The organism is Umezawaea tangerina (assembly GCF_003002815.1).
GTDB classification, from domain to species: domain Bacteria; phylum Actinomycetota; class Actinomycetes; order Mycobacteriales; family Pseudonocardiaceae; genus Umezawaea; species Umezawaea tangerina.
Genome location: NZ_PVTF01000007.1, coordinates 420,973 through 436,698, shown reverse-complemented (window position 1 = coordinate 436,698; position 15,726 = coordinate 420,973). Strand labels below are relative to the sequence as shown.

The following is a 15,726-nucleotide window of genomic DNA, read 5'->3' as shown; positions in this document are numbered from 1 at the left end:
ACGACGGGTCACACCCCGGCCCGCGAGAGGATGCCGCGGACGAGGACGTCGACCGACCAGGCGAACCTCTCCTCGCCGGTACCGGAGACGAGGTCTTCCCGCGCGGCGTGCACGCGCGGGTACCGGCTCGCCGGGGCGCGGTCGAGCGCCTGCGCGACCGGACCTCCCGGCGCCACCGGGTCCGCGCCCTGCGCGTGCTCCGCGGCCACCGACGTGACGAACGCGGACAGCATGTCGACGGCCCAGGCCGCGGTCAGCCGGTCCACCCCCGCGTCTTCGAGGATCCCCAGCAGCGCCTCGGCGATGCGCAGCGCGTTGGGGCCGACGGCGATGGTCTGCGACGACATCCGCGCCAGCGCCGGACTGGTCATCAGGACCCGGATGTAGGAGCGGAGGAGCGCTTCCAGCCGTTCCCGCCACGGGCCGTCGCCCTGGTCGACCTCGACGGCCGCCAGCGCGCGGTCCAGGACCAGCGCCCGCAGCTCGGCCATGTCGTCGACGTAGGCGTAGAGCGAGGCCGGGCCCGTGTCGAGCGCCTTCGCGATCTTGCGCAGGGTCACGGCGTCGCCGCCCTCGGAGGTGAACTGGCGCAACGCCTCGTCGACTATCGCGTCGCGGCTCAGCGGGGACTTCGCGAGTCCGGTGCGACGGCTCGCGACCTCGGAGACGCGAAAAGGATCACGCTGGGGCACCGCCCGACGGTAATCGTGACGAACCGCGTTCGTCAACCGCTTGACGAACCTGGTTCGTGACGAATAGCGTTCGTGAAGCGGCCGCCGAACCACCCGGCGAACCCGGCGGGCACCTCCGCCGCCGCGACCACTCTCCAGCTCGTGAAGGAGCGCTCCTCCATGCCCGAACGCAGAACCGCGATCGTGGGCGCGGGCCTCAGCGGCCTCGTCTGCGCCCGGATACTCCAGCGCCACGGAGTACCCGTCACCGTCTACGAGTCCGACACCTCCCCCGACGCCCGCCAGCAGGGCGGGTCGCTCGACATCCACGAGGACACCGGCCAAGTCGCGCTCAGGCAGGCCGGTCTGCACGACCGGTTCCTCGCCCGCACGCACGTCGGCGGCGAGGACATCCGGCTGCTCGACAAGACCGGGCGGGTGCACGTCGACAAGCGCGAACCGCCGGGCGGCAACGGCAGGCCGGAGATCGACCGGACCGACCTGCGGCGGCTGCTCGTCGAGTCCCTGGAACCCGGCACGATCGCCTGGGGCCGCAAGCTCACCGCCGCGCGGCCCGTCGAGGACGGGCACGAGCTGGAGTTCGCGGACGGCTCCTCGGTGCGCGCCGACCTCGTCGTGGGCGCGGACGGAGCGTGGTCGGCCGTCCGGTCGCTGCTGACCCCGGTCAAGCCGGTCTACACCGGGATCACCATCGTCGAGATCCGGTTGACCGACGCGGCCACCCGGCACCCGGAGGCGCTCGCGGTCACCGGGCGGGGCAGCCTGTTCGCGCTGTCGGACCACCGCTACATCGGCGGGCACGGCGGCGACACCATCTCGCTCGGCTGCGGCCTGCGCGTCCCGGAGGACTGGGTCGCCGCGAGCGGGATCGACTGGGACGACCCGGACTCGGCCCGAGCCGGGCTGCTCCGCCACTACCCCGACTGGGTCCCGGAGCTCACCGACCTGATCCGCGGGTGCGACGACGACGCCATCTGGCCGCGCCCGATCTACGCGCTGCCGACCGGCCTCACCTGGGAGCGCGTCCCCGGCGTCACCCTGGTCGGCGACGCGGCGCACCTCATGTCGCCGTTCGCGGGCGAGGGCGCGAACATCGCGCTCATCGACGGTGCCGACCTGGCGCGGGAGGTCCTGGCGGGCCCCGACCTGGAGGCCTCGCTCACCCGGTACGAGAAGGCGATGTTCCCGCGTGGCGCCAAATCCGCCGCGGGGTCGCAGAAGGGCCTCGACATGCTGTTCGTCGACGGTCCCCCCAGGAAACTGATCATGTTCTTCAAAGCCATGTCGCTCGTCTCCAGCGTCACCAGGCCGTTCGAACGCGTCTTCGCGTCCAAGAAGGGGAACCGACCATGAGCCTGCTCGACCCGACCCTGACCCTCGGCGCCGTCGAGCTGACCGTGGCGAGCCTCGACCGCAGCCTCGACTACTACACGAGGGCCATCGGTCTCCAGGTGCACGACCTCCAAGGGGACAGCGCGACCGTCGGCGTGCCCGGACAGGAGCTCGCGGTGCTCCGCGAACGCCCCGGCGCGGGCCTTCCGCCCGAGTCCAGCCCCGGCCTCAGCCACTTCGCGCCCCAGCTGCCCACCCCCGCCGACCTGGCCCGGTTCGTCGCGCACTACACCGCGCGGCACTCCGAGTACCAGCTGGTCGACCACACCCTCGCCCACTCCTGCTACGTCGTCGACCCCGACGGCCACACCGTCGAGCTCACCTGCGCCCGCCCGCGCGACGAGTGGCGCTGGCAGGGCGACCAGCCCGCGGTCGTGGCGGAACCGTTGCAGCTGGGCGACTTCGCGGGCGAGGCGGGCGCGGACGAGCCGTTCACCGGGCTGCCGCGGGGCACCGGGATGGGGCACGTCCAGCTCAAGGTCACCGACGCCGCGCTCAAGGCCAGCGAACCGTTCTACGCCGACCTGCTCGGTTTCGACGTCCAGGGCCGCCTGGGCACCATGTTCCTCGCCCTCGGCGTCGTCGACCACCAGGCCCTGCTCGTCCTCACCAACCGCTTCAGCCCCGACGGCGGCGACCCGGCCCCCGACGACACCGCCCACCTCCTCGGCGTCGACCTCCTCCTGCCCACCGCGCAGGACCTGCGCGCGCTGGCCGACCGGCTCGACGGCGACGGCTACCCGCACGAGCTGTCCGCCGACACCCTGGCGGTGCGCGACCCGTCCGGGAACCTGTTGCGCTTCAAGGTGAACGCGGCCTGACGGTGCGGTGCGCGGTCAGGCGCCCGGTGGGTGCTCGCGCACGGCGCAGCGGCGGCGGAACCACGCCAGGTAGCGGTCCGGTGGGGCACCTTGCAGCAACGTCCCCGTCGCACCCTCCAGCGGGAACAGCGCCGCGTGGACCTTGGCGCGTTCGTAGACCTCGGCGCTGACGGCGCGGCGCAGCGCGGACCACCCGAAGGAGGCGAGGGCGGCCGCGTCGAGCGCCGGGTCGCCGACGTGGGCGAAGTCCCAGTCGAGGAGCCCGGTGACGGTGGTGCCGGTCCACCGCAGGTTCACCGGCGCCAGGTCCCCGTGCACGAACCGCGGCGGGACCGGCTCCAGCGCCTCGAACCGGGCCAGCACCTCCGCCGCCTGCGCCCGCTCGTCGGCGGACAGCACCGGGAACACGGTGTCGGTGATCACCGCGACGGCGTCGGATCCCCCGGCGAACCCCAGCGGTTCGTCCAGCACCGCGAGGAGGTCCGGGTCCGGCCGGACGGCGGCCAGGGGGTCGAGCAGGTCGTGGACCAGCCCGACCGCGGCGCCCTCGGCCAGCGTGGTCGGACCCGGATCCCCCGGCACGTAGGAGACGACGACGTGCGCCTCGCCCAACGGGAGGTCCAGCCGCTCCTCGACCACCTCCGGCACGGCGAACGGCAGGTCCAGTCCGGACACCCGGCGCAGGGCCGCCGTCCGCCGGGGCGCCTCCCGCAGGACGGTGGCGGTGCGGGGGAACCGCGCGACCCACTCCCCCGGCAGCACGACGACGTCGTTGAACGTGCCGCGGGCGAGCCGGGGTGCGTGCGACCGGACCTCGGGACGGCTCGCCGCGAGGACGTCCACCAGCCCGCCCAGCAGGTCGTCATCCGACACCGCGCCCACCTTCCGTCGACGTGGACGGAAGCAGGCCGGTCCCCTTCGGCGAGCCGGACGGAATCCGCTCCGACATGATCATGCGGGCGAGTCTAGTGACGGGTGACCACGGCCGACGTCACCCAGCGGCCGTGGAGGTTCCTCCGGGGCAGGGCCTGCGGTCGCGCGGGACGACCGGCCCCGGTCGAAAACCCGGTGCGGTCGTCGGCCCGGTGGTGTGTGATCCCGGCATGGCGATCGAGGTGGACCGGCCGGGGGTCGACGGGCTGGGTGGGGCTGTGGACGCGCTGCGGGAGTGGCAGGACGACGGGGCGCCGGTGCAGCTGCACCCGGGCGACGTGGGCTGGTTCTGGCGGTTCGGGGCGGAGGCGACGGCCGCGGCGGTGCGGACCTGGAGCCGGGACGGGCGGGTGCTCGCGGTCGGGCTGCTGGACGGGCCGGGGGTGCTGCGGATGACGGTGGCGCCCGACGCGCTGCGGGACGAGGAGCTGGCGCGGCGGGTGGCCGAGGACGTGTCCCGGCCGGACCGGGGCGTGTTCGAGGCGGGGCGGGCGAACGTCGAGGCGCCCAAGGGCGCGCTGGTGAAGGACCTGCTGGTCGCGGACGGGTGGCAGCTCGACGAGCCGTGGACGCCGTTGCGCCGGGACCTGGCGGGGCCGGTGGAGGACCCCGGTGTGCGGATCGAGGTGGTCGGACCGGAGCGGGTGCCCGAGCGGAGCGCCGTGCAGCGGGCGTCGTTCGAGAAGTCGACGTTCACCGACGACCGCTGGCACGCGATGGCCGGTGGACCCGTATACGCCGACGCCCGGTGCCTGGTCGCCTACGACGACAGCGGCGAGGCGGTGGCGACGGTGACGGTGTGGTCGGCCGGTCCGGGGCGGCCGGGGCTGCTCGAACCGCTGGGCGTGCACCGCGACCACCGGCGGCGGGGCCACGGCCGGGCGATCACCCTCGCCGCGGCGGCCGCGCTCCGGGAGATGGGCTCGTCGGCCGCGGTCGTCTGCACCCCGAGCTCCAACGTCGGCGCCGTCGCCACCTACGAGTCGGGCGGTTTCCGGCGGCTCCCCGAGGTCCGGGACCACTACCGGGAGGCCTAGGGCGGTGGACCGCGGACGTCCTGCGGGCACTCACCTCCCCGCAGGACGTCCGCGCGTCAGACCTCCAACGCCCAGCGCACGTACCGGGTCCTCGGCACGAAGCCCGCCCGCTCGAAGATCCCGGACGCGCCAAACGGGCTCGCCGAGTCGACGCTCGTGCTGGCGCGGTGGTAGCCCGAGTCCGCCGCGGCGCGCAGCGCGTGCCCGACCAGCGACCCGGCGACACCCCGCCCGCGGTGCTCCCGCAGCGTCCCCACGACCATGAAGTGGGCGTCGCGGATACCGGTCGCCTCCGTGTCGGCGTCCCAGGACATGGTCACCAGCACGCCCACCGGTGTCCCGGTCGCCACCTCGCGGAGCAGGAAGCTGACGTCGGGTCGGAAGGTCTGGTTGGTGATCTTGTTGTGCCACAGGTCCGCGGGCATCGGCGCGGAGCCCCAGTGGTCCCGGAACGACTCGTTGCGCACCGACCGGAAGTCCTCGTCGGTCCGCTCCGACCACGGCTCGACGCGCAGCCCGTCGGGGATCGCCGGGTCAGGGACCGCGGCGCCGAGCGGGTGCTCCAGGTACCGGTAGTAGCGGACCGGCTCGAAACCGCGTGAGCGCAGGAGCTCGGGCACCCCGGCGATGTGCTCGCACTTGTGGACGTCGACCACGAGCCGCAGCGCCGGGTGGTGCAGGGCGTGCAGCGCCTTCGCCGCCGCGACCCCGGCCTCCACCAAGGCGGTGCCGACACCCCGACGGCGGTGGTCGGGGTGGACGCCGCCGTCGAGGAAGACGCGGTGGACCTCGTCGGCGGACGGCCGGATGCGGACCTTCATGTAGCCGACCATCAGGTCGCCGTCGAAGGCGGCGAGGCTCCCGCGCTCCAGGTCCGCGGACGGGTCGACGAGCTCTTGGAGGGTGTCCTCCTCGGTGTAGTTCTCGCCGATCCGGTCGACGGCCTCGACCGCGTTGAGGAGGTCGGCCGACACCGCGGCGTCCCCGCTGGTCAGCGGCCGCCAGGTGAGCTCTTCGCGCATGCGGGCGACGGTAACGCCCGCGGGTGCGGGCTGTCGCCCGGTTTCCCGGCCGGGGCGGACGTCCGGCGGGTGGAGGGACAGCGCCCCCGGCGCGCCGTGCCGGAACTGGTATCGCCCCTGGGCAGGTCGCTCGTGGGTCGGTCCGCTCCGCGCCCGTCAGCCGAGCCGGAGGTCGGCCACCCGGATCGGTGAGGGCGTGGTGCCGGTGGAGGCCTGCTGGTACTGGATGGAGAGCACGCCGTCCACCGCGAGTCGGGAGGTGTCGACGTTGACCTCGCCGAAGGCGTTCATGTCCGCGCGGTCGAAGACGAGGGTCCAGTCGGTCCAGCCGCCGGCCTTGCTCGCGGACACGACGCGGGCCCTGGGCATGACGAGGTAGGCGTTGTCGGCGCGGTCGAAGACGATCTTCGTGCGCTGGGTGGAGCCCGGAGGGACGGGGATCTCCCGTTTGGTCCAGGTGCCGCCCGCGCCGCGGACGAGGTGGAAGGTGCGGCCGTACTGGGCGCGCTGCCGGGCGTAGTCGGAGACGCACTGGGTGAAGCGGCCGGGCACGTAGCTGATGGCGACGTGCGGGGTGCCGGTCGAGTCGGTCGCCTGGCTCTCCTGGTTCATCAGGCCGTGGTCCGGGTCGAGCGGGTCGGCGACCAGGCCGGGCGAGGTGACGGAGACACGGGTGCCGCCGGTGGTGCCGACCACCGCGCCCGAGCCGTTGCGCCAGGTGCGGCCGCGGTCGTCGCTGTAGACGTAGCCGGTCTCGTGGTTGGTGAGGCCGCCGCTGTCGCACAGCACGGCGGTGTTGCCCTCGCGCCAGGTGAAGGAGGCGTGCAGGCGCCCGGCGCGGTCGTAGGTCAGGCCGTGCAGGTACATGTTCCTGGTCGTGGACACGACCCCGTTCGGCCCGGTCCAGGAACCGGTCGCGGACGACCAGGCGCCGAGCTTGCGCCAGGTGCCCGCGTCGTACTCGGCGAGCTCGTTGACGCCGTTGCCCGAGCCGCCGGTGCGGTAGCTGAACTGGAGCCTGCCCTCGGGCGTGACCACGAACTGCGGGTAGGTCATCCCGCCGAGGTCGACGCCGTCGAGAGTCCGCTGCACGGCACCGAACCGGGCGGCGGTCCAGTCGCGCGACGCGGGCTGGGAGACCAGGCCGGCCTCGGACCTCAGGTAGAAGACCGGGGTGTTGTGGGTGTCCATCGCGATGTGCAGCCTGCCGTCCTGCGGCGAGACGCCCAGTGAGATCACGTTGTGCGAGTCGTCGACGCCGAGCTGGTGCGGCAGCACGACCTGCTGCCACGCGGTGTTCCCGGTCAGCGCCCGCCGCGCGACCACCGCGTGACGACTTGCCGTGTACCAGGCGGTGTACTGGTAGCCGGCGTGGGTGAGGATCGCGTCCTGCTGGAACGAGTCGTTGTTGACCAGCCCGTCGTAGGACACGAAGTAGAGCGCCGAGGGGTCGAGCACGGTGTCCGACAGCAGGGTGGCGCGGGGTGCCGCGGTCGCGGAGCCAGTGGGCGCCAGGAGTGCCGCGGTGGCCAGGAGGACGACCACCGCGGCGTCGAGGACGGCCGATCTCACAGCCGGGCCTTGCCCTTCACCGCGACGGAGGCGTCCACCAGGGCGAGGCGGTCGTGGGCGCGCTGGCGGGCGGTGCCGCGGGGACCCTCGGTGGCGGCCTTGGCCGCGGTCGGCGTGGTCCGCTCGCCCACGACCCCGTTGCGGATCCTGTTGTTGTCGGCCACCTCGGCCACCGGGTTGTTCGCGGTCAGCGCGAGCGAGCCGTTGATCACGTTGTCGTCCAGGGTGGTCCGGCCGCCGGTGGTGTTGGAGATGCCGACGTCCCTGGCGAAGTAGCCGCCGGAGGCGCAGGAGTCCAGGCCGCCGTTCGGGCCGAGCTGGACGCCGCCGACGTTGCCCGCGAACGTGGACCTGCCCTGGACCGCGCTGCCGCAAACCACGCTGCCGGTCGCGTTGTTCAGCACGGACAGCGTGCCGTCGACGAAGGTGCCGTGCAGGTCGGTGAGGTAGGCGCCGTTGGTGCTGACGTTGCCGGTGACCTCGCTGTCGCTCACCGAGACCTCGCCGACCCCGGCGGTGACGGTGCCGTCGACCTTGGAACCCCGCTCCGCGTAGAGGAACCCGTCGATCGTGGCCGAGCCCCTGGGCTGGAGCACCACGCCGCTGGTGTCGGTGTTCTTCAGGTAGACGCCGAACCCGCCCGCCGCCAGGGTGACGTCGCCGTCGATCCTGGTGTCGGTCGCGTCCAGGTAGCCGTTGGCCGCGACGCCGACCGAGCCGTTGACCGTGCCGCCGTCGACCACGAGGTTGGCACCGGCGGCCACCCGCACGTTGCCGGTGATCACGGTGCCCCGCAAGGAGCACGACTCGCCGGCGGGCACGTACAGGTCGTTCGGGACCGTGACGGCTCCACCGCCGCCCACGCAGTACGTCACCAGGTCCGCGTTCGCGTTCGGGGCCGTGCACATCACCGTGGCGGTGATGACGGCGCCCAAGATCGCGGCGGCGGATGCGGTCCGTGTGGCCATCTGAGTTCTCCCTGCTCTGCGAAGCTACCTGCCGATGTCGGATCGCGAGGCCGCGCGCACGATGACGACCTGCTGCCTGCGGGTCAGCGCACCGCTGCCGACGAGGGCGTCGGTGACCTGTTCGACGTGCCGGACAAACGCGCCGTGGTCCGGGTAGCCGCGGTGCTGGTCGACGAGGTCGCTGATGGTGCAGCCGTTGCCGGTGTCGACGTTCGCGACCCCGGTGTCGTCCTGGCCGATGACCACGGTCGGGCGTTCGTCGGAACCGGGGCAGGCGTCGGACCCGCCCTGGACGACGGTGAAGGTCACCGACCGCTCCGCGGCGGCGTTGCCCGCGTTGTCGGTGGCCCGGTACCGCACGGTGTGCGCGCCGAGGACGGTCACCACGACCGCCGCCGAGTACGGCGCCCACGCCCCGCCGTCCACCGCGACCTCGACGAGCCGCACACCGGACTCCGCGTCCGTCGCGGTGACCGTCACCGTCGCCCGGTCGACGTAGGCACCGCTCGGGGTCGTGGTGCCCGACACCACCGCGGACGTCGTGGGTGGCGTGGTGTCGCTCGGCTGCGGCGCGACGACGGTGAAGCTGACCATCCCTTCCGGAGACACGTTCCCCGCCCGGTCCGTCGCGCGGAAGTGCACCATGTGCGACCCGACCTCGGTCACCTCGAACGGCGCCGTGTACACCGTCCACGTGCCGGAGTGCGTCTGGTACTCCCGAGACGCCACACCGGAATCGGCGTCCGTCGCGGTGATCGTGACCGTTGCCTTGCCGACGTAGTTCCCGCTGGAGTCCTTGGTCCCGGTGACAGCCGCCGACACCACCGGCGGCGTGGTGTCGCTCGGCTGCGGCGCCACCACCGTGAAGCTGACCATCCCCTCCGACGACACGTTCCCCGCCCGGTCCGTCGCCCGGAAGTGCACCATGTGCGACCCGACCTCCGTCACCTCGAACGGCGCCGTGTACACCGTCCACGCACCCGAATGCGTCAGGTACTCCCGAGACGCCACACCGGAATCGGCGTCCGTCGCGGTGATCGTCACCGTCGCCTTGCCCACGTAGTTCCCGCTGGAGTCCTTGGTACCGCTCACATCGGCGGACACGACGGGCGGAGTGGTGTCGGAAGGCGGTGCGACGACGCGGAAGGACACCGAGCCCGCCGCGGAGGTGTTGCCCGCCCGGTCGGTCGCCCGGTAGCGCGCGGAGTGGTCGCCGAGCGCGGTGACGGTGACCGGCTGGGTGTAGGGGGTGAACCCGGCGCCGTCCAGGTCCTGCTCGACGAGCTGCACACCGGAGCCCGCGTCGGAGGCGTTCACGGTGACCGTGGCGGAGCCGAGGAACTCGCCACCGGCGTTCTTCTGGCCGGTGACGACCGCGGACACCGTCGGCGGGGTGACGTCCTCGCCCGCGGCGGTGACCGTGAGCTCGCCGACCATCGAGCTGTGCCCCGGGATCGAGCAGAAGTACCGGTACTTGCCGGGGGTGAGCGTGATGGTGGCCTCGTGCCTGCCGTTCTGGGTGTCGAACGGGTTGGCCAGGACGTTCAGGTCGACGTCGTGGTTGTAGCCCTCGGTCGAGGTGTCGAAGGTCAGCGTGTGCGGCATGCCCGTCGTGTTGCCGGTCGCCTCGCTGTTCTCCCAGACGACCTTCGTCTCCCCCGCCAATGCCGTGGTGGGCGCCGACTTGTACCGGGTGATGTCGTTGTCGGCCGTCCAGGTCAGGACCTGCTCCAGGGCGACGGCGGAGTCGGGCAGCTCCGGCGCCGCGGAGGCCGGGACGACGGTTGTCAGCGACATCCACAGCAACGCGGTCGTCGCACCGGCGATCAGACGTCGGAACATGCTGCACCTTTCCCGAGTGCGGTGGCCGGCCGGTGCGCCCGAACGCGCACCGGCCGGCCGTGGACCACTACAGCGACCGCACGCGGATGTTGCGGAAATCGATCACGTCGTTGTCGCTGTGGTTCTGCAGCCCCAGGAACCCCTCGGTGAACTGGCGCAGGTCCGTGGGCGGGTCACCCGCCCTGGAGGACTGCTTCCCCGGCGTGTTGTCGAACTCGTTGATCACCACGCCCTCGCGGAGGACCGTGTAGTGCTGCCCGACCACCCGGACCTCGTAGTTGTTCCACTGGCCCTTCGGCGGCACGCCCGCCTGGGGCAGCCCGACCGGGTCGAAGTTGTAGATCGACCCCGTCTTCTGCGGCTCGCCCGTGGCGCCGTCGTAGATCTGGACCTCGTGCCCGCAGAAGATCGCGACCCACGCCTGCGAGGTCCGCGCCGACCCCACGGTCCCGCAGCTGCCCGGCGGGCGTTGGGCGAGCGGGGTGCGCGGGTCCGGGAACCTGGTGAACACGCCGGTGTTGGCGCGGCCGCCCTCCGGTGCCATGTCGCGGAACTGCAGGCGCACCGAGAAGTCACCGTACTGCTTGCGCGCGTACCAGAGCATGCCCAGCCCGCCCGCGGAGCGCAGCGTGCCGTCCGGTTGGATCGAGAACGACCCGCTCGGCGCCTGTTCCCAGCCCTGCAAGGACTGCGCGGTGCCGTCGAAGATCGGTTCGTACCCGGTGTTCCCCGGCTTGCCGACGTCCGAGCCCGCCGCGGTGCGGACGATCGCGCCGTTCTCGCGGCCGGTGATCACGCCGTCGTGTTGCAGCTGGTCGGCTACGGCCGTGGCGTGCCGGACGAAGGCGCCGTGGTCGGGCCACTGGCTCTCGTCGTCGATCAGGTCGTTGATCGTGCACCCGCCGCCGACGGACTTGTTGGCCACGCCCGAGTCCGAGTCGCCGACCCACACCATGTCGCGGTTGTCCGCCACCGCGCAGCCTACGGTCACGGCGACCGGGACGACCTGGGTCTCCCCGTCCGCGTAGGTCACGGTCAGCTTGGCCTGGTAGCTCCCGACCCTGGCGTAGGTGTGCCGCGGGTCGGCCTCGGTCGACGACGAGCCGTCGCCGAAGTCCCAGCGGTAGGACGCTCCACCGGAGCGGGAACCGGTGAACCCGATGGTGAGCGGCTTGTTCTGCACCTCGACGGACTTCGCGGTCGGCACCGGGGTCTTCGCCCCTCCCTGGTAGGAGATCCGGATCAGCTTCTGGTTCGGGTGCAGGGTGAAGAACCCGCCGCCGTAGTCGAGCAGGTAGAGCGCGCCGTCCTTGCCGAACTTCGCGTCCATCCAGCTCTGCAGCCGGTCGTTGCCGTTGCCGTTCGGGATGATCGCGCGCAACGACTCGGCGAAGACCGGTGGTGCGGCGGTCGGGACACCGGCCGGGTCGACGGTCACCGCGATCCGGTTGGCCGGGTTCGACTCGTCACCGATGAACCACTTGTCGTCCCAGTACTCCGGCCACGCGACCCCGCTGCCGGTGTCCGCGAGCTCCCGGTGGTAGGTCGGGCCGGTCATGACCGCCTGTCCCCCACCGGTCAGGTACGGCTGGGTGTACACGGCGTCGGCCGCCTTGTACGTCGGCACGCCGCTGCCGTCCGGACGCGCCGGGAACACCGGGCCGCCACCGCCGGGCGAGTACCAGATCATGTTGTTCTTGACCGGAGGCAGGTCGACCAGCCCGGTGTTGCGCGGCGAGTTGTTCTTCGGCGCGTCGCAGTCGTACCACCCGGTCAGCTTCGTCGCGTCGGTGTTGCTGCGGTCGCGGTAGGGCTGCTTGTTGCCCATGCAGTACGGCCACCCGTGGTTGCCGGCCTCGGTGATGATCGTCGCCGTCTCGTACTTGGCCGGACCGAGGTCGGGGCTGGGCGCGGTGGCGTCCGGGCCGACCCACGCGGCGGTCAGCCACTGGGTGACCGGGTCGATCTGGAGGCGCGAGATGTTGCGCACGCCCATCACGTAGATCTCCGGGCGGGTCTTGTCCGTGCCTGGCGGGAACAGGTTGCCCGTCGGGATCGTGTAGGTGGCGTCCGGCTCCGGGTGGATCCGGATGATCTTGCCGTTCAGGTCGTTGGTGTTGCCCGCCGTGCGCCGGGCGTCCTGGAAGGACAGTCCCTGCCACTCCGCCGTCCAGTTGTTGCCGGAGTAGCCGTCGGAGCCCTGCGAGGAGTTGCTGTCACCGGAGCCGACGTACAGGTTCCCCTTGGCGTCGAAGGCCATGCCGCCGCCCGCGTGGCAGCAGCTGTGCTGCTGGACCTCCCACTGGAGCAGGTCCTTGCGGGTGGCGAGGTCGATCGTCTGCGCGGTCCGGTCGTAGGTGAGCCGTGAGATCGTCCGCTTGCCGGTCCGCTTCTCCCGGTCGACGGTGTCGTGCGGCATCCAGTAGACGTAGAGCCAGCCGTTCTCGGCGAAGGCCGGGTCGGGCACGATGCCCAGCAGGCCCTCCTCGTTCTTGACCAGCTCGGACCCGCTGCCGCGGTTGCCCATCACGGGCAGCGTCGCCAGCAGCGAGACCTTCCCCGTGTCGGGCTTGTACTGGTGGATCGTGCCGCAGCCCAGGCCCACGTTCGGGTTGGTCCAGTCGACGACCGCGCCGCTCGGGCAGGCCGCCTTGCCGACGTAGAACACCGTGCCGTCGGAGGCGACGGTGAGGCCGTGCGGCTCGCCGATCTGGTCGAGCTGACCGGTCTGGTTGGCCGCGGTCAGCCGCTCGACCTTGTAGTTCGCGGCGATGGTGGCCTGGCAGTCTCCGCGCACCAGACCGGTCGTCCACTTCAGGGCTCCGGCCAGGTGCCCGCGGAACGCCTCCTCGCGGAAGCTGTCCTCGGTGTGGCCCATGCCGGTGTAGAAGGACCGCCCGCCCTCGTAGTCGCGGCACCAGGACACCGGGTGGAACGGCCCGTTCGCGCCCTGGCCGGGGTTGTGGTGCCACTCCTCGACCTGGGCGACGGTGTGCACGATCCCGACCGGGTTCGGCTCCCAGTTGTACCAGCGGTCGGAACGCTTGACGGTGAGCGGCAGACCCGCGGTGGCGGGGTGCTGCCGGTCGAGGACGTCCACCACGGACTCCTGCACGTCCGGCGTCGGCGGTGCCTCGCCGGAGACCAGCCGGAGGTCGGCGAGCTGCAGCAGCGGCTCACCGGAGTTGGCCGTGACGTTCAGCCGGTAGTGCTGGAACGGCTTCGGGTCGGTGATGTCGAACGTCCGGGTCTGCAGGCGTTCCGGGAAGGTCTGCCCGGTCCGGCGGTCGAGGTCGGTCCAGGTCGTGCCGTCCGCGGAGCCCTGCAGCGTCCAGTCCTTCGGGTCGCGGCCCTGGGAGTCGTTGGCCGAGGTGAGCGTGTAGCGCTTCGCCGCGGCGGCGGCGCGCAGCCGGTAGGCCACCCAGCCCGTCGGGGTGCGGGCGAGCCACTTGGTGCTCGGGTTGCCGTCGGTCAGCTTCTCCTTGGTCTCGTTCGGCGGGTTCTCCCCGCTGGCCGTGACGGTCTCCACCACGGGCTCGCTGCCGACCGGCCGGGTGCCGATCAGGCCGGTGAACCAGGTCGACTGCTCCTGCGCCTTGGCCGCGTCGGCCACGCCGAGGAACCCGCCACCGGCCTTCAGGTAGGCCTGCAGCACGGCTTCCTGGTCCGCGCTGAGGGTGACGCCCTTCGCGGACAGGAACACCACACCGCGGTACTTCGCGAGGTTCTCCGCGGTGAACGCGGCGGGGTCGGACGACTCCCGCACCCCGATGCCGTTCGCCGCGCCGATCTCCTCGATCGCCGCGACCGCCTGGTCGACGGGGTCCTGCTGCTCGGCCGCGGCCCCGTGGAAGACGAGGACGGACACCGACGTCGCGGCGGTGGCCGCGGGCGCGGGCGACGGTTGGGCCGTGCCGGCGGTCACCGGGGTCAGCGACCCGCCCACGACCACCACCGCGGCGATCATCGTCAACAACGCTTTCCGGCCGGTCCTCCCGCGATACCGGCGTGGAGACGTCCTTGGCCCCATCCCTCACTCCTTAGCCGTGGCCGGGCCACGAGGTCATCGTGATGGCGAGTGTTGGTGCTGCCCCTCGGCCGAGCCCTGCGTCGGCTCGGCCGCCTGCGCGCCCGCGGTGCCGTGCTGGTGCCCGCGGAACCGGTCGATGGCCTCCTGCGCGCCGGGCGGCATCCCGCCGTCGGCCGTGCGCACGAGGAAGATCCCGGACATCCCGGTCTCCGAGTGGTTCTGCACGTGGCAGTGGTACATCCAGGCACCGGGTCCGACGCCCTCGCCCGCCAGCACCTGGAACCCGAACGAGCTGCCGGGGTTGAGGTCCTTGTTGTCGACCACCTGGCTGGGGTCGGTCGGGCCTTCGAGCATGCCGGTGCGGTTGTCCGCCCACCGGTGCGCGTGCAGGTGGAAGGTGTGGAACTGGTTGCCGTGGCCGATCGCGATCCACTCCACCCGCTGGCCGAGGTTCGCCTCGAAGATCGGCGTGTTCGGCGCGACCTGGTTGTTGATCGACATCTCGTTGAACACGGCGGTGAACTGCTTGTCCGGCAGGATGTCGCCGCGGCGGCGCACGACCAGCGCCCCGTAGAGGCCCCGCGCGATCCCCAACGTGCCGTGGTCGGTGCCCATCGCGTGGTCGTGATAATGCCAGTAGCCGGCACTTCCGGGCATCCAGCGCCTTCCGGCGGCGGCGAACATCTCCCGTGAGCGCCAAATGTAGGTGCGGGTCTCACCGGGATTGTTGAAAGAGGCGTTGAGCGGGCTTCCGTCGGACTCCACGCTGTAGTCCACGCCGTGCGGGTGGATGGACATCCGCCGGTCGGTGTTGTTGACGAGCGTGATTTCGAGCGTGTCACCCTCGTAGATCTCCAGGACAGGTCCGGGAATCGTCGCCTGACCAGGTGCGAGACCGTACCCGTACAGGTTTCCGGGCAGTGCCTCCGCGTAGATCGCGACCTTCCGGACGGTGCCCGTCTGCGCCGTGGCGGACTCGTAGGGTGCCGCGACACCAAGGGTCATCGCCACCGGCGCCGCCAGCCCCGCCGCCCCGGTGGCCAGCACCGAACGACGGGACACCAGTGCCGAGAGCCAGCCGGGCCGAGTGCGCTCGTCCATCATTCTCCATCCGGTCGACTGGAATCGGTTCAGAACGGGACTGGGAGTTCCTGAACCCGGAAGTCGGCATGAGGGCACGGTGGTACGGCAATTGTGGGAATAGGCTTTTCCGCTCTCGGGGCACCATCCGCCGGACACTCGCCGACGTTGTTTGCCCGCGCTCAGGACAGTGGATCCTGCGGCACTTCTGCATCAACCATTCGAAACTTATGCATGTTCCAGACAAAAGTGTAGAGCCAAGTGGCCCAATGGACCGGACAGCTCTTGTCATATCGCGGGCATCCGGCCGCCCGACACCCCGTACGGCCTTGTCCGG

At 71.8% G+C, this 15,726-nt stretch carries 11 protein-coding genes; 3 read left to right on the top strand and 8 right to left on the bottom strand.

Features of this window, described 5'->3' with window-relative positions:
- Positions 1 to 8: 8 nt before the first annotated feature.
- Entirely contained in the window at positions 9 to 692 is a 684-nt protein-coding gene (locus CLV43_RS24800) for a TetR/AcrR family transcriptional regulator (protein ID WP_170155993.1), read from the bottom strand.
- A gap of 72 nt (positions 693 to 764) precedes the next feature.
- Between CLV43_RS24800 and CLV43_RS24795 the strand changes: the two genes are divergently transcribed.
- On the top strand, positions 765 to 2,045 hold the full coding sequence (locus tag CLV43_RS24795) for an FAD-dependent oxidoreductase (protein WP_245886926.1): 1,281 nt from the start codon (positions 765 to 767) through the stop codon (positions 2,043 to 2,045).
- Entirely contained in the window at positions 2,042 to 2,905 is an 864-nt protein-coding gene (locus CLV43_RS24790) for a VOC family protein (RefSeq protein ID WP_106189658.1), read from the top strand. The genes CLV43_RS24795 and CLV43_RS24790 overlap by 4 nt, the downstream gene beginning before the upstream one ends.
- Positions 2,906 to 2,920: 15 nt before the next feature.
- On the opposite strand, the gene CLV43_RS24785 is transcribed toward CLV43_RS24790, so the two are convergent.
- Positions 2,921 to 3,778, bottom strand: a complete 858-nt coding sequence (locus CLV43_RS24785; RefSeq protein ID WP_170155992.1) for a phosphotransferase family protein — start codon at positions 3,776 to 3,778, stop codon at positions 2,921 to 2,923.
- A 230-nt stretch (positions 3,779 to 4,008) separates the two neighbouring features.
- Between CLV43_RS24785 and CLV43_RS24780 the strand changes: the two genes are divergently transcribed.
- Positions 4,009 to 4,875, top strand: coding sequence for a GNAT family N-acetyltransferase (locus CLV43_RS24780; protein WP_106189656.1), 867 nt, complete (start codon positions 4,009 to 4,011; stop codon positions 4,873 to 4,875).
- A 56-nt stretch (positions 4,876 to 4,931) separates the two neighbouring features.
- Here the strand turns inward: CLV43_RS24780 and CLV43_RS24775 are convergent, their stop codons facing one another.
- The 6 genes from CLV43_RS24775 to CLV43_RS24750 all read right to left on the bottom strand — a co-directional run bounded on the left by CLV43_RS24775 (position 4,932) and on the right by CLV43_RS24750 (position 15,413).
- Complete coding sequence (locus CLV43_RS24775; RefSeq protein WP_106189655.1) at positions 4,932 to 5,897, bottom strand: GNAT family N-acetyltransferase; 966 nt, start codon at positions 5,895 to 5,897, stop codon at positions 4,932 to 4,934.
- Positions 5,898 to 6,053: 156 nt separating this feature from the next.
- The gene (locus tag CLV43_RS24770) at positions 6,054 to 7,469 is read right to left on the bottom strand and encodes a BNR repeat-containing protein (RefSeq protein ID WP_106189654.1); all 1,416 of its coding nucleotides are present in this window, start codon (positions 7,467 to 7,469) and stop codon (positions 6,054 to 6,056) included.
- Positions 7,466 to 8,437, bottom strand: a complete 972-nt coding sequence (locus tag CLV43_RS24765; RefSeq protein WP_106189653.1) for a hypothetical protein — start codon at positions 8,435 to 8,437, stop codon at positions 7,466 to 7,468. The genes CLV43_RS24770 and CLV43_RS24765 overlap by 4 nt, the downstream gene beginning before the upstream one ends.
- A 24-nt stretch (positions 8,438 to 8,461) precedes the next feature.
- On the bottom strand, positions 8,462 to 10,279 hold the full coding sequence (locus tag CLV43_RS24760; RefSeq protein ID WP_245886924.1) for a cupredoxin domain-containing protein: 1,818 nt from the start codon (positions 10,277 to 10,279) through the stop codon (positions 8,462 to 8,464).
- Positions 10,280 to 10,346: 67 nt separating this feature from the next.
- Complete coding sequence (locus CLV43_RS24755; protein ID WP_106189652.1) at positions 10,347 to 14,246, bottom strand: ThuA domain-containing protein; 3,900 nt, start codon at positions 14,244 to 14,246, stop codon at positions 10,347 to 10,349.
- 96 nt (positions 14,247 to 14,342) lie between these two features.
- Positions 14,343 to 15,413: a multicopper oxidase domain-containing protein gene (locus CLV43_RS24750; protein ID WP_425445770.1), complete on the bottom strand. Its 1,071-nt coding sequence runs from the start codon at positions 15,411 to 15,413 to the stop codon at positions 14,343 to 14,345.
- Positions 15,414 to 15,726: the final 313 nt, after the last annotated feature.